Source organism: Ornithinimicrobium avium (assembly GCF_003351765.1).
Lineage (GTDB): Bacteria > Actinomycetota > Actinomycetes > Actinomycetales > Dermatophilaceae > Ornithinicoccus > Ornithinicoccus avius.
The window spans coordinates 3,834,492-3,853,484 of sequence record NZ_CP031229.1; the positions used below are offsets into that span (position 1 = coordinate 3,834,492).

Here is an 18,993-nt window from a genome sequence, read left to right on the forward strand (position 1 = left end):
CGTCGGTCGGCGCCGCCCCGCCACCTAGACTGCACAGCGTGACCGCCCCGCCAGAGACCCGCGCCGCGGTCGTCGTGCTCGTGTCCGGCTCCGGCACCCTGCTGCAGGCGCTCCTCGACGCGGCGGTCGACCCTGCCTACGGCGTGCAGGTCGTCGCGGTCGGGGCCGACCGGGACGACGTCGAGGGCCTCGCCAGGGCGCGGCGGCACGGCATACCGACCTTCGTGGTGCGGCTGGCCGACCACCCGGACCGGGCGGCCTGGGACACGGCCCTCGCCGCGGCGATCGGCGCCCACGACCCCGACCTGGTCCTCTCCGCAGGCTTCATGAAGATCCTGGGCGAGCCCAGCCTGAGCCGCTTCCGGATCCTCAACACCCACCCCGCGCTCCTGCCCAGCTTCCCCGGGGCGCACGGCGTGCGGGACGCGCTCGCGCACGGAGTCAGGGTCACCGGCGCCACCCTCTTCGAGGTGGACCCGGGCGTCGACACCGGCCGGATCCTCGCCCAGCGGGCCGTGGACGTGCTCGACGACGACACCGAGGAGACGCTCCACGAGCGCATCAAGGTCGTCGAGCGGCGGATGCTGGTCGAGGAGCTGCCGAGGCTGCTCGGCCGTGCTGCACCGACGCCGACGCCGACGCCGACGCAGGCCCTGCCACCCACCCCCTAGACTGGCTGCACACGACTGGCGCAGGTGGACCACCACCGGGGAGTGACGTTCGTGGGCATCGCCCGCCTGGGTGCCCAGCAGACCCGCCTACCCGCGAGGAGCTCCACGTGAACGCACCCGACCGCCGCCCGATCCGCCGCGCGCTCGTCTCCGTCCATGACAAGACCGGGCTGGAGGACCTCGCCCGCAGCCTGCACGAGGCGGGCGTCGAGCTCGTCTCCACGGGCGGCTCGGCCCGGGTGATCGACCGGCTCGGCCTGCCGGTCACCCGGGTCGAGGACCTCACCGGCTTCCCCGAGTGCCTCGACGGCAGGGTCAAGACCCTGCACCCGCGCGTCCACGCCGGCATCCTCGCCGACACCACCAACCCCGACCACGTGCGTCAGCTCGAGGAGCTCGGGGTGGAGGGTTTCGACCTGGTCGTGGTCAACCTCTACCCCTTCACCGAGACGGTCAGGTCGGGGGCCTCGCCGCAGGAGTGCGTCGAGCAGATCGACATCGGCGGACCCTCGATGGTGCGCGCGGCCGCGAAGAACCACCGCAGCGTCGCCGTGGTCACCAGCCCCACCGCCTACCCGCAGGTCGTCGCGGCGGTCGCGGCGGACGGCTTCACGCTCGAGCAGCGCCGGTCGCTCGCCGCGCAGGCGTTCGTGCACACCGCCACCTACGACGTCGCGGTGGCGACCTGGATGCTGGCGCAGGCACCGGACGACGCCGACCCGTCCTCGTCCGGCACCGGGTTCCCCGCCTGGGTCGGTGCGACCTGGGACAGGGCCGCGGTGCTGCGCTACGGGGAGAACCCGCACCAGCGCGCGGCGCTCTACACCGAGGGCTTCCAGACCGGACCCGGCCTCGCGCAGGCCGAGCAGCTCGGCGGCAAGGAGATGTCGTTCAACAACTACGTGGACGCCGACGCCGCCCGTCGCGCGGCCCACGACCACGGGGACCGGCCGACGGTCGCGGTCATCAAGCACGCCAACCCCTGCGGCATCGCGGTCGGTGCGGACGTCGCGGCGGCCCACCGAAAGGCGCACGCGTGCGACCCGGTGTCGGCCTTCGGGGGCATCATCGCCACCAACGTCCCGGTGACCTTGGCGATGGCCGAGCAGGTCAAGGACATCTTCACCGAGGTCGTCGTCGCCCCCGCCTTCGAGCAGGACGCCCTCGAGGTGCTGCGAGCCAAGAAGAACCTCCGGCTGCTGCGGGCCGCCTCGCCGGCGCGCGGCGGCCTCGAGACCCGGGGAATCTCCGGCGGCATGCTCATGCAGGCGGTCGACACGGTCGACGCCGAGGTCGAGGACGGCGGTGACGACGCCGCACGCTGGCGGCTGGTCGCCGGCGACCCGGCCGACGAGGCCACCCTGGCCGACCTCCAGTTCGCCTGGCGGGCCGTGCGCGCCACCAAGTCCAACGCGATCCTGCTGGCCGACGACGGGGCCAGCGTGGGGATCGGCATGGGCCAGGTCAACCGGGTCGACTCCTGCGAGCTGGCCGTGCGCCGGGCGGGGGAGCGGGCCTCCGGCTCGGTCGCCGCCTCCGACGCGTTCTTCCCCTTCGCCGACGGCTTGCAGATCCTCCTCGACGCCGGGGTGCGCGCCGTGGTGGCGCCCGGCGGGTCGATGCGCGACGACGAGGTCGTCGCTGCCGCACGGGTCGCCGGTGCGACGCTCTACTTCACCGGCACGCGCCACTTCGCGCACTGAGGCCGGCCCCTCCCACGCAGGGCGGTCAGCAGATAGGGTCCACGCATGGCCACTCTTGTCATCACAGTCATCGGCGAGGACCGCCCGGGTCTCGTCAGCTCGCTCGCGGACGTCGTCGCCGAGCACGGGGGCAGCTGGGGCCGCAGCCAGCTCGCCCAGCTCGCCGGGAAGTTCGCCGGCATCGTGACCGTCGACGTCCCGGACGCCCACGCCTCAGCCCTGACCCGGGCCGTCGGCAGCCTCGAGGGGCTCGACATCAGCGTCCAGGGCGCGGAGGACGGCGCCGCGGCCGGCGTCGAGGGGGAGGCCGGCGAGACCTTCCACCTCGACCTCGTCGGGCACGACCACCCCGGGATCGTCCAGCAGGTCAGCGGTGTCCTGGCCCGGCAGAAGGTCTCGGTCGAGGCCCTCGACACCCGGGTGGTGCCCGCGCCGCAGGCCGGGGGCGACCTCTTCGAGGCACGCTGCGCCTTCCGCGCGCCTGCCGACGTCGACGTCGAGGCCCTGAAGCAGGCCCTCGAGGAGCTGGCCCAGGAGCTCCAGGTGGACGTCACCTTCGACGCCGCGGACCAGGCTGCCGTCTGGGAGTGACGTCGCGCCGCCGCCGTCGACGGTGCCCGCCCCCCGTGGCGGGCGCTCCCACTAGACTCCGGAGCATGACTGCGACGGTTCTGGACGGCAAGGCGGTTCTGGCGACGATGAAGGACGAGCTGAGGGCCCGTGTGGCCCGGCTCGCCGAGGCCGGGGTGGTGCCCGGCCTGGCCACGGTCCTCGTGGGCGACGACCCCGCGAGCACCTGGTACGTCGGCGCCAAGCACAAGGACTGCGCCGAGATCGGTGTCACCTCCATCCGCAAGGACCTGCCCGCGGGCTCGTCCCTGGAGGGGGTCCTGGCCGTGGTGGACGAGCTCAACGAGCGCCCGGACGTCACGGCCTTCCTCGTGCAGCAGCCGACCGGGCTGGACGAGTTCGCGATCCTCTCGCGGGTCGACCCGAGCAAGGACGTCGACGGGCTGCACCCGTTCAACCTCGGTTCCCTGGTGATGAACAAGAAGGCGCCCCTGCCCTGCACCCCGGTGGGCTGCGTCGAGCTGCTGCGCAGGTATGACGTGCCGCTCAACGGCGCGGAGGTCGTGGTGGTCGGCCGCGGTCTCACGGTCGGGCGCCCTCTCGGCCTCATCCTCACCCGACGCTCCGAGAACGCCACGGTCACCATGTGCCACACCGGCACCAAGGACCTCGCCGCCCACACCCGCCAGGCCGACGTCGTCGTCGCGGCCGCCGGCGTCCCGGACATCATCACCCCGGACATGGTCAAGCCCGGCGCCGCCGTCCTCGACGTGGGCGTCGCCCGCCGCGACGGCAAGATCGCCGGGGACGTGCACAAGGACGTCGCCGAGGTGGCCGGCTACCTCACCCCCAACCCCGGGGGTGTCGGCCCGATGACCAGGGCGATGCTGCTGGCCAACGTGGTCGAGGCGGCCGAGCGGGCCGCGGGGGTCGAGCCGCCGGCGTGAGCGAGGGGGACCCCGCACGGCCCCTCGACGAGGACCTGGACGCCGGGCGCGCCGCCCGCCCGCGGCAACCCCTCGGGGTGTGGTGGCTCGGCGTGCTCGGCCTCGGCGCGGCCGGCGTGCTCCTGGTCACCGAGAACCTGCGTGCCTACGGGTATGCCGTCGGCGCCACCCTGGGTGTCCTGGCGCTGCTGCGCGCGGTGCTGCCCGACTCCCGTGCCGGCGGACTGGCCGTGCGCGGGCGCTGGACGGACGTCGCGGCCATGGCCCTGCTCGGTGGGGCGGTGGCGGTGCTGGCCAGCACGCTGCGGCTGACGAGCTGACGAGCGGACGAGGGCCCATCCCGTGGGACGGGAGGGGCCCTCGTGGTCGGCGCCGGGTCGGTCAGGTCAGCCGATGAGGCCGAGCTGGGTCACGGCGTCGCGCTCGTCGGAGAGCTCGGCGACCGAGGCGTCGATCTTGCCGCGGGAGAAGTCGTCGATCTCCAGGCCCTGGACGATCTCGTGGCCGCCGCCCGCGGTGGTCGTGACCGGGAAGGAGCTCATCAGGCCCTCGGCCACGCCGTAGGAGCCGTCGGAACGGACGGCCATCGAGACCCAGTCCCCCTGCGCCGAGCCGCGCAGCCAGTCGCGGGTGTGGTCGATCGTGGCCGAGGCCGCCGAGGCGGCCGAGGAGGACCCGCGCGCCTCGATGATCGCGGCGCCGCGCTTGGCGACCGTCGGGATGAAGGTGTCCTCGATCCAGGCCTGGTCGCCGACCGCCTCGGCGGCGTTGCGCCCGCCCACCCGGGCGTGGAAAAGGTCGGGGTACTGGGTCGCCGAGTGGTTGCCCCAGATCGTCATGTGCGTGACCTCGCTGACCGGCGCGCCGACCTTGGCCGCCAGCTGGGCGACGGCCCGGTTGTGGTCCAGGCGGGTGAGGGCGGAGAAGCGCTCGCTGCCGATGTCGGGGGCGTTGCTCATCGCGATGAGCGCGTTGGTGTTGGCCGGGTTGCCCGTCACCGTGACCCGGATGTCGTCCGCCGCGTGGTCGTTGAGCGCCTTGCCCTGGGCGGTGAAGATGGCGCCGTTGGCCTCGAGCAGGTCGCCACGCTCCATACCCTTGCTGCGCGGTCGCGCTCCGACCAGCAGCGCGACGCTGGCGCCGTCGAAGATCACGTTCGGATCGTCCCCGATCTCGACCTTGGCCAGCGTGGGGAAGGCGCAGTCGTCCAGCTCCATCACGACGCCCTCGAGCGTCTTGAGGGCCGGCGCGATCTCCAGCAGCCGCAGCTCCACGGGGGTGTCCTTGCCCAGGAGCTCGCCGGAGGCGATGCGGAAGAGGAGGCTGTAACCGATCTGGCCGGCGGCGCCGGTGACGGCCACCTTGACGGGAGTGCTCATATGTGGGGATGCCCTTCACTTCGGTATGCGGTGCACAGGGTGCCGCGTCCCCGCCGTCGGGTCCCGGCACCGTGTGCCGACGCTAGCACTGGATCTCCAGCCGGCCCGTGCCAGCCGACCCACAAGTGGCGGTCGTCACACGAGGAGGACTATGTTGCGGACGGACCGGGCCCGGGACGGTGCGGGGGCACAAGCCCTCTGCCCGGGTCTGCCGGAAGGAGTACCACGTGGGATTCTTCGACAAGGTGAAGGACGCCTTGACCACCTCGGACGCCGAGCGGGCCGAGAAGGCCAAGGAGGCGGCCGACAGGGCGCAGGAGCAGGCGGACAAGGTCAGGGCCGAGGCCCAGAAGCGTGCCGACGAGCTGCAGCAGCGCGCGGACGAGGCGGCCAGGAAGGCCGGCGACCCCGCCGACACCACCTCGACCGAGGACGCCAAGAAGGCCCAGGACGACGCCGACGAGGCCAGGCGCGAGGCGGCCGAGGAGAAGGCCGACGCCCAGGCCAAGGCTGCCGACAAGAAGGAGGAGGCGGCCCAGAAGAAGGCCGAGGCCGAGCAGGCCACGCGCGAGGAGGCCGAGCAGGAGGCGAAGAAGGAGCACCGGACCTACACCGTCAAGTCCGGCGACACCCTTTCGGGGATCGCCGCCAAGTACGGGGTGGACTGGCGCGAGATGGCCAGCCTGAACAAGCTCGACAACCCGGACCTCATCTACCCGGGCCAGGTCTTCAAGGTCCCGAACGACTGAGACCAGGACGCCGGGCCGTCCCCGGGGCGGCCCCGGACGGGCACCGGACGGGCCCCGCAGCGTTGCTGCGGGGCCCGGCGCCGTCCCCGGGGGAGGACGGTAGGGTGGCGCGCGTGGACCGCCCTGGCTCGGCCGGCACACCCGGCACGTCTGCGTCCCCCGTCGTCGGGGTCGCTCTACCGGTGCCCGACCCCTGGGGCCGCTACCTGCAGGGGTTGCGGACGGGCTACGGCGAGGAGCGGGCGGAGCACATCCCCACGCACATCACGCTCATGCCGCCGACGCCGGTCGAGCCCGAGAACCTCACGCCCCTGCGCCGGCACCTGGCGGAGGTGGCGGCGAGGCACCCGCGCTTCGAGGTGCTTCTGAGGGGGACCGGAACCTTCCGGCCAATCTCCGACGTCGTCTACGTGCAGGTCGCCAACGGCGTCTCCAGCTGCGAACGCCTCGAGCGCGCCGTGAGGGCAGGTCCGGTGAGCCGGGTGCTGGACTTCCCCTACCACCCGCACGTGACGCTCGTGCACGACCGGCCCCCGGCCGTGCTCGACCGGGCTTTCGCCGACCTTGAGGCGTTCACCTGCGCCTTCACCGCCTCGAGCTTCCGGCTCTACCTGCACGGCGGGGACGAGGTCTGGCGACGGGTCGAGGACTACGCGCTGACCGGCTGACCGTCCGCCGGGACGAGGAGCGGGCACGACCTGTGCACCAGAACAGGACTTGTGCACGGGAAATATCCACCGCACAAGTCGTCTTCCGGTGCACAGGTCGGGAGGAGGCGGGTCAGGCCGCGGTGCGCGAGCCGCTGCCGACCACCTGGGCGTAGTGCCCAAGGAGCTGGTCGACGAGGGCGGGCCACGAGCGGGCCACGACCTGCGCGCGCCCGGCAAGGCCCATCTCGAGGCGCCGCGCGGCGTCCGCGGAGACGAAGGGTGCGACCCGGGCGCGCAGGTCGCCGGGCACGTCGGGGTCGAAGAGGTCGCCGGAGCGGCCGACGTCGACGAGGTCCAGCGGACCGCCGCGCGCGGGGGCGACCACCGGCAGCCCGGCCGCCGCGGCCTCCTGGAGCGTCTGCCCGAAGGTCTCCCGGGTGCCCGTGTGCACGAACAGGTCGAACGCCCCGTAGGCGCGCGCCAGGTCCGCCCCCTCGAGCCTGCCGAGGAAGGCCGCGCCGGGAAGCTCCTCCTCGAGCTGCTCGCGGCTGGGCCCCTCGCCGACGAGGACCAGGCGGGTGCCGGGCAGGTCGGCGAGCTCGCGCAGCCGGTGCAGCTCCTTCTCCGGGGCCAGCCGCCCGACGTAGCCGAGCAGGACCTCGCCGTCCGGCGCGAGCCGGGTCCGCAGGGCGATGGTCTCGGGGTCGTCCCTGCGGTCGGGGTGGAACAGGTCGGCGTCCACCCCCCGTCCCCACAGCGCGGTCCGGGGTATGCCGTGCGCCTGCAGGTCCGCCAGCGCGGCCGTGGAGGGGGCGAGGGTGAGGTCGGCCTGCTGGTGGATCCGCCGGATCCAGCGCCAGGCCGCCCGGGCGGTCAGGTCGCCGGCCGGGCCGGAGTGCTGGCGGACGTAGGAGGGCATGTCGGTCTGGTAGATCGCCACCGAGGGGATGTCCAGGGCACGGGCCGCGGTCAGCCCGCGCACGCCCAGCACGAACGGGGACGCGACGTGCATGACGTCCGGCCGGAACCGGTGCAGCACGGTCTCCAGCTCGTAGGAGGGCAGGCCGACCCTGAACTGGCGGACCGGCACGCTGGTGACGGTGTGCACGGGGTAGCCGGCGTAGCGCTCCGGCGGCATCGTCGGGCTCCACGGGCTGGTGCCGGGAGCGACGACGAGCGCGTCGTGGCCCAGGGCGCGCAGGCCCTCGAGGACCTTGCACACGCTCGTGGTGACCCCGTTGAGTGCGGGCAGGAAGGACTCGGTGACGATCGCGACGCGCACGTGGTCCAGCATGGGCGGCGCGGGGCACGCCTCGGTGCGATCCAGCTGCGTGTCGGGCGAGCGGCGTGGGACCAGCGGGTGGCCGAGGCCGTCGCGGGGCAGACGGTCCGGGCGGTGGGGGTGGAGGAAGCTCAGGTCAGGTCCTCCCGCCCGAGACGCTGCAGCGTGGCGACCACGCCGCGCACGTCCTGGCAGCGCTGCCGGGTGGTGACCAGCAGCGCGTCGGGGGTGTCGACGACGACCACGTCGTCCACGCCGAGGGTGACCACCGTGCGGCCGCCACGCGCGGCGACCAGGCCCGTGGATCCCTCGTTGACGACCAGCCGGCGCTCCCCGAGGACGACGAGCCCGTCCTCGTCCCCGCTCCCGGCCAGCAGCGTGGCCAGCGAGGCGAAGTCGCCCACGTCGTCCCACGCGAAGGGCGCCGCGACGACGACCACCCGGCCGGCGCGGGCGGCCGGCTCGGCGACGGCGTGGTCGATCGAGATCTTGGTCAGCGAGTCCCAGACGTCCTCGATCGAGGTCGGGCGCGCGGCGACCTGGCGCAGGAGCCGGACCATCTCGGGGTGCTGCTCGGCGAGCAGCTCGAGCAGGACGGTGGCGCGGACGACGAACATGCCGGCGTTCCACAGGTGCTCGCCGGAGGCGAGGAAGTCCTCGGCGGTGCGGGCGTCCGGCTTCTCCACGAAGGCCGCCACCCGGCGCGCGTCCGGTGCGCCGGGCACGTCGGCCGGGTCGCCCACCCGGACGTAGCCGAACCCGGTGGCCGGGTAGGTCGGGGTGATGCCGAGCGTGACCAGCGCCCCGGTGCGGGCGGCGCGGGCCGCCTGGCGGACCCGGTCGTCGAAGACGTCGAGGTCGCCGACGACATGGTCGGCGGCGAAGGAGGCGAGCACGGAGCGGGGGTCGCGCCGCTCGAGGACGGCCGCGGCCAGCCCGATCGCGGGCATGGAGTCGCGAGGACTGGGCTCGACGAGCACGTCCGCCACACCCGGCAGCTGCTCGCGCACCGCCGCCGCGTGCCGGGCGCCGGTGACGATCATCACCCGGCCGCCCACCAGCGGCTCCAGCCGGTCGACGGTGCTCTGGAGCAGGGACCGGCCGGCGCCGGTCAGGTCGTGCAGGAACTTGGGCTCCGAGGCCCGCGACAGCGGCCACAGCCGGGTGCCCACGCCCCCGGCGGGGACGACCGCGGTGACGTCGCCCAGGTCGTCGACCTGGGGCGCGGGGGAGGGCATGCCCACCAGTTTAGGGTGAGGCCATGGATCAGCTGCGGCGCGGCGCGCGACGGGCGGGGGAGAGTGCATACCGGAGGACGGCGCGCCCGCTGCTGTGGCGCACCGACGCCGAGACGGCCCACCACGCCACCGTGCTCGCCGCCCAGGCGCTCGGTCGCACCGCGCCCGTCCGCGCGCTCACCGTCCTCGGGGGTATGCCGTGGGGCCGGTGCTGGGGGAGGGTGCGCCCGTCGAGCTGCTCGGGCTGCGCTTCCCGCACCGGATCGGCCTGGCCGCCGGGATGGACAAGGACGGGCGCGGGGTGGCGACGTGGGGGGCGCTGGGCTTCGGGCACGTCGAGCTGGGCACGGTCACCGCCAGCCCGCAGCCGGGCAACCCGCGTCCTCGCCTCTTCCGCCTGCCGGAGAGCAGGGCGGTCATCAACCGGATGGGCTTCAACAACCTCGGTGTCCACGCCCTGGCCGACCGGCTGCGCACCGCGCGCGAGCAGGACCTGGTGCGGATCCCGGTCGGCGTGAGCATCGGCAAGAGCAAGGTCACCCCCGTGGAGGAGGCGGTGGACGACTACCTGGAGTCGGTGGCCGCGCTGGAGGGGCTGGCCGACTACCTGGCCGTCAACGTCTCCAGCCCGAACACCCCCGGGCTGCGCTCGCTGCAGGACGCCGGGCCGCTGACCGCGCTGCTCACCGCGGTGGTCCGGGCGGCGGGGGGCACCCCGGTGCTGGTCAAGCTGGCACCGGACCTGACCGACGGTGCGCTCGACGAGGCGCTGGAGGTCGCGACCGCCGCCGGCGTGTCCGGCGTGATCGCGACCAACACCACGCTGTCCCGCGATGGCGTGGCGCCGCGGGAGCGGACGCGTGCCGAGGCCGAGGCCGGCGGGCTGTCCGGCGCGCCGCTGACCCTGCGCGCCCGGGAGGTGGTCGCCCACGTCGCCGCCCGGACCGAGCTGCCGGTGGTCGGGGTGGGCGGGATCATGTCCGGCGCGGACGCGCGGGCGATGCTCGACGCGGGCGCCAGCCTGGTCCAGCTCTACTCCGGCCTGGTCTACGCGGGGCCGACCCTGGTCGCCGAGGCGGCGGAGGCCACGTCGCGCCGGTAGGCGGGGCCAGTAGGCTGCCGACATGGCTGAGTCGACCACGCAGTCCGGGCTGCCGATGAAGGCGGTCTACGGACCGGATGACCTCTCCGGCTTCGACCCGGGCACCGCCCTGGGCGAGCCCGGTTCCTACCCGTACACGCGCGGCGTCTACCCGACGATGTACACCGGGCGGCCGTGGACGATGCGCCAGTACGCCGGCTTCGGGACCGCGGCGGAGTCCAACGCCCGCTACAAGGAGCTGGTCGCCAACGGGACGGGCGGGCTGTCGGTCGCGTTCGACCTGCCCACGCAGATGGGCTACGACTCCGACCACCCGCTCGCCTCCGGCGAGGTGGGCAAGGTCGGCGTCGCCATCGACTCCGTCGAGGACATGCAGGTGCTCTTCGACGGGCTGCCGCTGGACGAGGTGTCGACCTCGATGACCATCAACGCGCCGGCCTCCTCGCTCCTGCTGATGTACCAGCTGGTGGCGGAGGGCAACGGCATACCCGCGGCGAAGCTGACCGGCACCATCCAGAACGACGTGCTCAAGGAGTACATCGCCCGCGGGACCTACATCTACCCGCCGGCGCAGTCGCTGCGGCTGATCAGCAACATCTTCGCCTACTGCCGCCAGGAGCTGCCGAGGTGGAACACCATCTCGATCTCCGGCTACCACATGGCCGAGGCCGGCGCGACGCCCGCGCAGGAGGTGGCCTTCACGCTCGCCAACGCCAAGGCCTACGTGCAGGCGGCGGTCGAGGCCGGTCTGGCGGTCGACGACTTCGCGCCGCGGCTGTCGTTCTTCTTCGTGGCCCGCACGACACTCCTGGAGGAGGTCGCCAAGTTCCGCGCGGCCCGGCGGATCTGGGCGCGGATCATGAAGGAGGAGTTCGGCGCGCAGGACCCGAAGTCCTTGATGCTGCGCTTCCACACCCAGACCGCCGGCGTGCAGCTGACCGCCCAGCAGCCGGAGGTCAACCTGGTGCGCGTGGCGCTGCAGGGGCTCGGTGCCGTGCTGGGCGGGACCCAGTCGCTGCACACCAACTCCTTCGACGAGGCGATCGCGCTGCCCTCCGCCAAGGCGGCCCGGCTCGCGCTGCGCACCCAGCAGGTCCTCGCCCACGAGACCGACGTCACCCGCACCGTCGACCCCTTCGCGGGGTCCTACGTCGTGGAGTCCCTCACCGACGACCTCGAGGCAGCCATCACCGAGCTCATCGCCGCGGTCGACGACCGCGGCGGCGCGGTGAGCGCCATCGAGCAGGGGTTCCAGAAGAGCGAGATCGAGCGCTCCGCCTACGACACCGCCCTGGAGATCGACTCCGGCGAGCGGGTGGTCGTGGGGCAGAACCGTTATCAGGTCGAGGAGGAGGAGGACTACGAGCCGCTCCGCGTCGACCCGGTCATCGAGGCGCAGCAGGCCGAGGGGCTCGAGCGGCTGCGCGCCGACCGGGACGGCGAGGAGGTCTCCAGGCGGCTCGACGAGCTGCGGGCGGCGGCGGGCGGCAGCGACAACGTGCTGCTGCCGATGCGCGAGGCGCTGCGGGCGCGGGCGACCGGCGGCGAGGTCGCCGACGCGCTGCGGGAGGTGTGGGGCCAGTACCAGCCACGGGAGACCTTCTGAGCGGGCCGGCGGCGGGAGGTAACCTGGGCAGCGCCCCGCCCCGTCGACCCGCGAAGTGACCCACACGTGACAGCCGAGACCGCCAGCATGCCCCACCGGACCGTGCCCGCCGCCGGGAACGGACCGGGACCCGTGGGCGCGCTCGGTCGCATCGCCGCCGAGGTGGAGCGGCAGGGGGAACGGCTGCGCGAGCTGCGCCGTGACATCCACCAGCACCCGGAGCTGTCCTGGCAGGAGCTGCGGACCACGTCCCTGGTCGCCGACGCGCTCGACGAGGCAGGGGTCGCGGTCCGGGCCCTGCCCGGCACCGGCCTGATGGCCGAGATCGGGGCGCCGCAGCCGCGGGTGCGCGTGGCGCTGCGCGCCGACCTCGACGCGCTGCCCCTGGAGGAGGCGACCGGCCTGCCCTTCGCCTCCCGCAACCCCGGCGTGTGCCACGCATGCGGTCACGACGTGCACACCGTGGGCCTGCTCGGGGCCGGGCTGGCCCTCAAGGCGGTCGAGGACGAGCTCGTCGGGCGCGGCGTCGCCGCCCGCCTGATCTTCCAGCCGGCCGAGGAGGTCATGCCCGGCGGCGCGCAGGCGGTGATGGAGCACGGAGGGCTGGACGGGGTGGACCGCCTCTTCGCGGTGCACTGCGACCCTGCGGTGGACGCCGGCACCGTGGGGCTGCGGGTGGGCCCGATCACCGCAGCCTCCGACGCCATCCACGTCGTGCTCACCGGACGTGGCGGCCACACCTCCCGGCCGCACCTGACCCAGGACCTCACCTTCGCCCTGGGCAAGGTCGTGACCGAGGTGCCCGCCGTGCTCTCCCGCCGCCTCGACCCGCGCTCAGGAGCGACCCTCGTCTGGGGGATGGTGCGCAGCGGGTCGGCGCCCAACGTCATCCCCACCCAGGGCGAGGCGATGGGCACCCTGCGCATGCTGGACACCGACACCTGGGACGAGGTCGGCGACCTCGTCGAGGACGTCGTCCGCTCGGTCGTCGCCCCCTACGGGGTGGAGGCGCGGGTGACCTACACCCGCGGCGTGCCGCCGGTCGACAACGACAACGCCGCCGTCGTGGCGATGTCGCGGGCAGCCATGACGCTGCTCGGTCCGTCGGCCGTCGTCCCCACCAGGCAGTCCATGGGCGGTGAGGACCTGGGCTGGTACCTCACCCAGGTCCCCGGGGCGATGGCGCGACTGGGCACGCGCAGCCCCGGCGGGCCCACGCACGAGCTGCACCAGGGTGACCTCGTGGTCGACGAGCGCAGCATCACCGTGGCGGCCTCGCTGCTCGCCGCGTCGGTGCTGACCTCGACCGGGCCGGAGGGTCTGCGGTAGGAGCCCGGCCGGCTGCCTCACTCGCCGTGACGGGTCTGGTGAGGCTGGTGGGGCTCAAGATGCGCGTGGTTCGTCCGTAGGTCACGACTCTGTCACGTTCGCGCGGGCACGATCGTCGCGGCCCTACCAGGCGGTAGGGCGGGATACGATCTGCGTGCACTTTCCCCCGGACAGAAGGAGTTCACCGTGCGTCGGGTTCTCAAGCTCGCGGCCCTGGGTGCGGCCGCCACTCTCTCGTTGTCAGCCTGCGGCCAGGCGCCGGACAGCGCAGACAGCACCACCAGCGAGTCCAACGCCGACGCCGGCGACACCTCGGGCGCCGAGCAGGGCGCCGAGCAGACCGAGGCGGCCGGAGACAACAAGGACTTCAAGGCCTGCATGGTCTCCGACTCCGGCGGTTTCGACGACCAGTCGTTCAACCAGTCCGGCAAGGAGGGCCTCGACACCGTGGCCGCAGATCTCGGGATCGAGGCGGTCGAGGTCGAGTCGCAGGCCGACACGGACTACACCACCAACGTCAACAACCTCGTCCAGCAGGACTGCAACATCGTCATCGGCGTCGGCTTCCTCCTCGAGGACGCCATCCAGGCCGCGGCCGAGGACAACCCGGACACCAACTTCGCGCTCATCGACTCCGCCTTCAGCGATGCCGACTTCCAGCCGGTGGAGATCGACAACGCCAAGCCGATCCTCTTCAACACCGCCGAGGCCAGCTTCCTGGCCGGTTACCTGGCGGCGGGCATGTCCGAGAGTGGCACGGTCGCCACCTTCGGCGGCCTGAAGATCCCGTCGGTCTCCATCTTCATGGACGGCTTCTCCGACGGCGTCGACAAGTACAACGAGGACAACGGCACCGACGTCAACCTCCTCGGCTGGGACAAGGAGGCCCAGGACGGCTCCTTCTCCGGCGACTTCGAGAACCAGAGCCAGGGTCAGACCCTGACCGAGCAGTTCATCTCCCAGGGCGCCGACATCATCATGCCGGTCGCCGGACCGGTGGGCCTGGGTGCCGCCGCGGCGGCCTCCTCCGCCGACGGCGTCAAGCTGGTGTGGGTCGACTCGGACGGCTTCGTGACCGCCTCGGAGTACGGCGACCTGATGCTGACCTCGGTGATGAAGCAGATCGGCGCCGCGGTCGAGACCACCGTCACCGACACCGTCGAGGGTGGCTTCACCAACGAGCCCTACGTGGGCACCCTGGAGAACGAGGGCGTCGGCCTGGCCCCGTACCACGACTTCGAGGGTGACGTCCCGCAGGAGCTCACCGACAAGATCGAGGAGTACAAGCAGCAGATCATCTCCGGCGACCTCGTCATCGAGACGCCGAACGCGCCGCAGCAGTGACGCGGCGGCCGATGCTGATCGGCTGACACTCCCGGTAGCGGCCCGGCCCCAGGGGGCCGGGCCGCTACGCTGTCCCAGCCGGCGGCATACCCTCTCCCCGAACCGACCGCCCGCCCCGTGAGGTGCAGGATGAAGCAGGAAGCGCGATGAAGCTCGAGCTGCAGGGAATCACCAAGGTCTTCGGCTCTCTGGTGGCCAACGACCACATCGACCTCGTCGTCGAGCCAGGAGAGATCCACGCCCTCCTGGGCGAGAACGGCGCCGGCAAGTCGACGCTGATGAACGTCCTCTACGGGCTGTACGACCCGGACGACGGACAGATCCTCGTCGACGGGGAACCGGTGCGCTTCAAGGGCCCGGGCGACGCGGTCGCCGCCGGCATCGGCATGGTCCACCAGCACTTCATGCTGGTGCCGGTCTTCACCGTGGCCGAGTCGGTGGCGCTGGGCTACGAGCCGGCCGGTCCGGGCGGGGTGCTCCGCCTGGACGAGGCACGCCGCCGGGTGACGGAGATCTCCGACCGGTTCGGCTTCCACGTGGACCCGGACGCGGTCGTCGAGGACCTCCCGGTGGGCGTCCAGCAGCGCGTCGAGATCATCAAGGCGCTCTCCCGGGACGCCCATGTGCTCATCCTCGACGAGCCCACCGCGGTGCTGACCCCCCAGGAGACCGACGAGCTGATCGGCATCATGGGCGAGCTCAAGGCGGCCGGCACCTCGATCGTCTTCATCACCCACAAGCTGCGCGAGGTGCGCGCGGTGGCCGACCGGATCACGGTCATCAGGCGCGGCAAGGTGGTCGGCGAGGCCAGCCCGAGCTCGACCGAGACCGAGCTCGCCTCGCTCATGGTCGGGCGCTCGGTCAGTCTCACCGTCGACAAGCCCCCCGCCGACCCGGGGGAGGCCGCGTTCCAGGTCAGGGACCTCAGCGTCGTCTCCGGCAACGGCACGGTCCTGGTCGACGACATCTCCTTCGACGTGCGCGCCGGGGAGATCCTGTGCATCGCCGGCGTCCAGGGCAACGGACAGACCGAGCTGGCCGAGGTCATCCTCGGGCTCGAGGAGGCCGACGCTGGCACGATGACGCTGGGTGAGGAGGACCTGCTGGTGCGCAGCGTCAAGAAGCGCCTGCACTCGGGGCTGGGCTTCGTCCCCGAGGACCGCTCGACGGACGGCGTGGTGCCCAGCTTCAGCATCGCCGAGAACCTCGTCCTGGACGTCTACGACACGGCGCCGTTCGCGCGGGGGGTGTCGATGGACCCGGCGACGGTCACGGCCAACGCCGAGCACCGCACGGAGGAGTTCGACGTGCGTCTCACCTCGGTCCAGGACCCGATCTCCACCCTCTCGGGCGGCAACGCGCAGAAGGTCGTGCTGGCCCGGGAGATGTCCCGTCCGCTGCGCCTGCTCGTCGCCTCCCAGCCCACCCGGGGCCTCGACGTGGGTTCCATCGAGTTCGTGCACAAGCGGATGGTCGCCGAGCGCGACAACGGCACCCCGGTGCTCATCGTCTCCACCGAGCTCGACGAGGTGATGGCCCTGGCCGACCGGGTCGCCGTCATGTACCGAGGGCGCATCGTCGGCATCCTGGACGCCGTCGAGGAGGACGGCACGCCGGTGAGCCGGGACGTCCTGGGCCTGATGATGGCCGGCGTGCCCGTGGACGAGGCCCAGCGGCAGGCCAGCGAGCACCGGTCGGCGCTGGCGAGGGCCGACCTGGACGGGGACGGCATACCCGACGTCCAGCAGCAGAGCAGGGAGGAGCAGGAGTGAGCGACCAGACCGGGCCGGGGCGGCCCACCGGGTCCGACGCGGGCGAGGAGCAGTCGGTCCTCGCGGCCCCGCCGGGGGAGACGGGCAGCGACCAGGGTCCCACCCACCGCGAGCAGGACCGTCCCACGGTGCTGCACCAGATCCTCTCCGGCAGCGCGCTGATGTCGGTGCTGGCGGTCGTGCTGGCGATGCTGATCGGCGGGCTGCTCATCGCCTTCGCCGACCAGGACGTCCGGGACGCCGCGAGCTACTTCTTCGCGCGTCCCACGGACCTGCTCTCGGCGGCGTGGACGTCGATGACCGACGCCTACATCGCGCTGTTCCGCGGGTCGGTCTTCGACTGGCGGGCGGGCACCCTGGCCGGGATGGTCAAGCCGTTCACCGAGTCCATGGTGTTCTCCATCCCGCTGATCCTGGCCGGGCTGGGCATCGCCGTGGGCTTCCGGGCCGGCCTGTTCAACATCGGTGCCCAGGGCCAGATCGTCGTCGGCGCGATCGTGGCCGCCTGGCTCGGCTTCGCCTTCGACCTGCCGCCGGTCATCCACCTGCTCGTCGCGATCCTCGGCGGACTGATCGGCGGCGCGGTCTGGGGCGGCATCCCCGGGCTGCTCAAGGCCCGTTTCGGTGCCAACGAGGTGATCGTGACGATCATGCTCAACTACGTCGCGGTGTACCTGATCAGCTACATCCTCAAGCAGCCGTCCTTCAACCCGGGTCGCACCGGTCAGCGCAGCCCGGCGATCGCCGCCGACGCGACCTACCCGTTGCTCGTGCCGCAGTGGCTGTGGCCGGGCAACGGCTTCCGCCTGCACTGGGGTTTCGTCGTGGCGATCCTGGCCACCCTGGCGGTGTGGTGGCTGATGGAGCGCTCCACGATCGGCTTCGAGATCCGCGCGGTCGGCGCCAGCCCCGCGGCCGCGCGCACCGCAGGCATGTCGGTGGGCCGCACCACGATCATCACCATGGTCGTCGCCGGTGCCCTCGCCGGGCTCGCCGCCGGCGGGCAGGTGATGGGCACCGAACGCTCGCTCACCGCCGGCGTGGCCGCCTCCTTCGGCTTCGACGCCATCACGGTGGCGCTGCTGGGACGTTCGCGACCCTGGGGCACCTTCTTCGCCGGGCTGCTCTTCGGGGGGCTCAAGGCCGGCGGGTTCCTCATGCAGTCGCTGACCGCCACCCCGATCGACATCGTGCTGGTGGTGCAGTCACTCATCGTCCTGCTGATCGCGGCGCCACCGCTGGTCCGCTCCATCTTCCGGCTGCCCGATCCCGACCGGCCACGGCGACGAAGGGCCGCTCCTGCGACCACGGAGGCTTCGGCATGAGCACCGCCACCCGATCCCAGCAGCCCGCGACGCCGCCCACGCCCCCGGCCGAGGCCGGCGACGTCACCCGCGCCCGACCGCGGGGGAGCATCAAGACGGCGGTGGTCTACGCCCTGGCGGCGCTGGTGACGCTGCTGGCCTGGGTGCTCAACGTCCCCGCCGACGCGCGCACCAACTTCCAGTTCGGTGCGGGCACGGACCTGTTCCGGATCCCCAACGCTCCGGTCCCCTCGCTCGTCTCGCTGCTCGTGCTCGTCCTGGTCATGGTCGCCGGCCTGGTCCTGGCCGTCCTGCGCTACCGGCAGGGACGCCCCGTGCCCGCCTGGGTGCACATCGTGGTCGGGGCAGCCTTCGTGCTCGCCTTCCTCACCTATGTCGGGGCCGGGAAGTCGACCGTCATCCCGATGGTCTCCCTCCTGGCCGGCGCCCTGGCGCTCTCGGTGCCGCTGGTCTTCGGGGCGATGTCCGGCGTCATCTGCGAGCGCTCTGGCATCATCAACATCGCGATCGAGGGCCAGCTGCTCTTCGGCGCCTTCGGGGCAGCGGTGGTCGCCTCCGCCGCCGGGTCGGGGTATGCCGGCCTGCTCGCCGCGCCCGTCGCCGGCGCCCTCGTCGGCGCTGCCCTGGCGTGGTTCTCGGTGAGCTTCCGGGTCAACCAGATCATCGTCGGGGTCGTCCTCAACACCCTCATCATCGGCCTGACCGGCTTCCTGTTCGCCACGCTCCTGTCGGACAACAAGGCGCTGTGGAACTCCCGCATGCCGCTGCCCAGGCTGCCGATCCCCGGCCTGGCGCAGATCCCGGTGATCGGCCCGGTGCTGTTCAACCAGACGATCCTGATCTACCTGATGTACGTCATCGTCGCGCTCCTGCAGTTCATGCTCTTCCGCAGCCGCTGGGGACTGCGCACCAGGGCGGTCGGCGAGCATCCCAAGGCGGCGGACACGGTGGGCATCAAGGTCAACCCGCGCCGGGTCTGGAACACGATCCTCGGCGGCGCGGTCGCCGGCCTGGGCGGCGCGTTCTTCACCGTCGGGTCGGGGCTGGCCTTCGGCCGGGAGATGTCGGCCGGCCAGGGCTACATCGCCCTGGCGGCGATGATCCTGGGCAAGTGGAACCCCAAGGGCGCGGTCGCCGCGGCCCTGCTGTTCGGCTTCTCCAAGAACCTGGGCAACGTGCTGTCGACCATCGGCAGCGGCGTCCCCTCGGAGATCCTGCTCATGCTGCCCTACGTCATCACGATCTTCGCCGTCGCCGGCTTCGTCGGGCGGGTGCGCCCGCCGGCGGCGGAGGGGATCCCCTACACCAAGAGCTGAGGAGGTATGC

The 18,993-nt window shown here is 72.7% G+C and carries 18 protein-coding genes and 1 riboswitch; of the genes, 14 read left to right on the plus strand and 4 right to left on the minus strand.

The annotated features are described in order from the left end of the window. Nucleotides 1-38 precede the first annotated feature (38 nt). The 5 genes from purN to DV701_RS17730 all read left to right on the plus strand — a co-directional run bounded on the left by purN (nucleotide 39) and on the right by DV701_RS17730 (nucleotide 4,211). Nucleotides 39-671: a phosphoribosylglycinamide formyltransferase gene (gene purN, locus DV701_RS17710; RefSeq protein WP_228255109.1), complete on the plus strand. Its 633-nt coding sequence runs from the start codon at nucleotides 39-41 to the stop codon at nucleotides 669-671. A gap of 1 nt (nucleotide 672) precedes the next feature. Then, nucleotides 673-750: riboswitch (ZMP/ZTP riboswitch) on the plus strand. 28 nt (nucleotides 751-778) lie between these two features. Continuing rightward, a complete protein-coding gene (purH, locus tag DV701_RS17715; RefSeq protein WP_114930317.1) occupies nucleotides 779-2,374 on the plus strand; it encodes a bifunctional phosphoribosylaminoimidazolecarboxamide formyltransferase/IMP cyclohydrolase in 1,596 nt (531 codons plus the stop codon). 45 nt (nucleotides 2,375-2,419) lie between these two features. Continuing rightward, nucleotides 2,420-2,965, plus strand: a complete 546-nt coding sequence (locus DV701_RS17720; RefSeq protein ID WP_114930319.1) for a glycine cleavage system protein R — start codon at nucleotides 2,420-2,422, stop codon at nucleotides 2,963-2,965. A 65-nt stretch (nucleotides 2,966-3,030) separates the two neighbouring features. Then, the gene (locus tag DV701_RS17725; RefSeq protein ID WP_114930321.1) at nucleotides 3,031-3,891 is read left to right on the plus strand and encodes a bifunctional methylenetetrahydrofolate dehydrogenase/methenyltetrahydrofolate cyclohydrolase; all 861 of its coding nucleotides are present in this window, start codon (nucleotides 3,031-3,033) and stop codon (nucleotides 3,889-3,891) included. Further along, nucleotides 3,888-4,211 (plus strand): DUF3017 domain-containing protein, encoded by a 324-nt coding sequence (locus DV701_RS17730; protein ID WP_114930323.1) that lies wholly within the window; start codon nucleotides 3,888-3,890, stop codon nucleotides 4,209-4,211. The genes DV701_RS17725 and DV701_RS17730 overlap by 4 nt, the downstream gene beginning before the upstream one ends. Before the next feature lie 66 nt (nucleotides 4,212-4,277). On the opposite strand, the gene DV701_RS17735 is transcribed toward DV701_RS17730, so the two are convergent. Further along, the gene (locus DV701_RS17735; protein WP_114930325.1) at nucleotides 4,278-5,270 is read right to left on the minus strand and encodes a malate dehydrogenase; all 993 of its coding nucleotides are present in this window, start codon (nucleotides 5,268-5,270) and stop codon (nucleotides 4,278-4,280) included. 227 nt (nucleotides 5,271-5,497) lie between these two features. Here DV701_RS17735 and DV701_RS18970 point away from each other — a divergent pair, with 227 nt between their 5' ends. Beyond that, nucleotides 5,498-6,019, plus strand: a complete 522-nt coding sequence (locus tag DV701_RS18970) for a LysM peptidoglycan-binding domain-containing protein (protein WP_114930327.1) — start codon at nucleotides 5,498-5,500, stop codon at nucleotides 6,017-6,019. Between the two features lie 182 nt (nucleotides 6,020-6,201). After that, nucleotides 6,202-6,687: a 2'-5' RNA ligase family protein gene (locus tag DV701_RS17745; RefSeq protein ID WP_228255110.1), complete on the plus strand. Its 486-nt coding sequence runs from the start codon at nucleotides 6,202-6,204 to the stop codon at nucleotides 6,685-6,687. A gap of 112 nt (nucleotides 6,688-6,799) precedes the next feature. Here the strand turns inward: DV701_RS17745 and DV701_RS17750 are convergent, their stop codons facing one another. The 3 genes from DV701_RS17750 to DV701_RS18975 all read right to left on the minus strand — a co-directional run bounded on the left by DV701_RS17750 (nucleotide 6,800) and on the right by DV701_RS18975 (nucleotide 9,370). Next, a complete protein-coding gene (locus tag DV701_RS17750; RefSeq protein WP_202863580.1) occupies nucleotides 6,800-7,951 on the minus strand; it encodes a glycosyltransferase family 4 protein in 1,152 nt (383 codons plus the stop codon). Nucleotides 7,952-8,082: 131 nt separating this feature from the next. After that, entirely contained in the window at nucleotides 8,083-9,189 is a 1,107-nt protein-coding gene (locus tag DV701_RS17755) for a mannose-1-phosphate guanylyltransferase (RefSeq protein WP_114930331.1), read from the minus strand. A 28-nt stretch (nucleotides 9,190-9,217) separates the two neighbouring features. Next, nucleotides 9,218-9,370, minus strand: coding sequence for a hypothetical protein (locus DV701_RS18975; protein ID WP_228255111.1), 153 nt, complete (start codon nucleotides 9,368-9,370; stop codon nucleotides 9,218-9,220). 27 nt (nucleotides 9,371-9,397) lie between these two features. On the opposite strand from DV701_RS18975, the gene DV701_RS17760 reads away from it, so the two are divergent. From DV701_RS17760 to DV701_RS17790, 7 genes are all read left to right on the plus strand, one after another. Continuing rightward, on the plus strand, nucleotides 9,398-10,291 hold the full coding sequence (locus DV701_RS17760) for a quinone-dependent dihydroorotate dehydrogenase (RefSeq protein ID WP_228255112.1): 894 nt from the start codon (nucleotides 9,398-9,400) through the stop codon (nucleotides 10,289-10,291). A gap of 22 nt (nucleotides 10,292-10,313) precedes the next feature. Then, entirely contained in the window at nucleotides 10,314-11,897 is a 1,584-nt protein-coding gene (locus DV701_RS17765) for an acyl-CoA mutase large subunit family protein (RefSeq protein WP_114930335.1), read from the plus strand. 87 nt (nucleotides 11,898-11,984) lie between these two features. Beyond that, nucleotides 11,985-13,226, plus strand: a complete 1,242-nt coding sequence (locus tag DV701_RS17770) for an amidohydrolase (RefSeq protein ID WP_114931359.1) — start codon at nucleotides 11,985-11,987, stop codon at nucleotides 13,224-13,226. Nucleotides 13,227-13,412: 186 nt separating this feature from the next. Further along, nucleotides 13,413-14,570, plus strand: a complete 1,158-nt coding sequence (locus DV701_RS17775) for a BMP family lipoprotein (RefSeq protein ID WP_114930338.1) — start codon at nucleotides 13,413-13,415, stop codon at nucleotides 14,568-14,570. A gap of 146 nt (nucleotides 14,571-14,716) precedes the next feature. After that, a complete protein-coding gene (locus DV701_RS17780) occupies nucleotides 14,717-16,342 on the plus strand; it encodes an ABC transporter ATP-binding protein (protein ID WP_114930340.1) in 1,626 nt (541 codons plus the stop codon). Further along, a complete protein-coding gene (locus DV701_RS17785) occupies nucleotides 16,339-17,667 on the plus strand; it encodes an ABC transporter permease (protein ID WP_114930342.1) in 1,329 nt (442 codons plus the stop codon). The genes DV701_RS17780 and DV701_RS17785 overlap by 4 nt, the downstream gene beginning before the upstream one ends. Beyond that, the gene (locus DV701_RS17790) at nucleotides 17,664-18,983 is read left to right on the plus strand and encodes an ABC transporter permease (RefSeq protein WP_114930344.1); all 1,320 of its coding nucleotides are present in this window, start codon (nucleotides 17,664-17,666) and stop codon (nucleotides 18,981-18,983) included. The genes DV701_RS17785 and DV701_RS17790 overlap by 4 nt, the downstream gene beginning before the upstream one ends. Nucleotides 18,984-18,993: the final 10 nt, after the last annotated feature.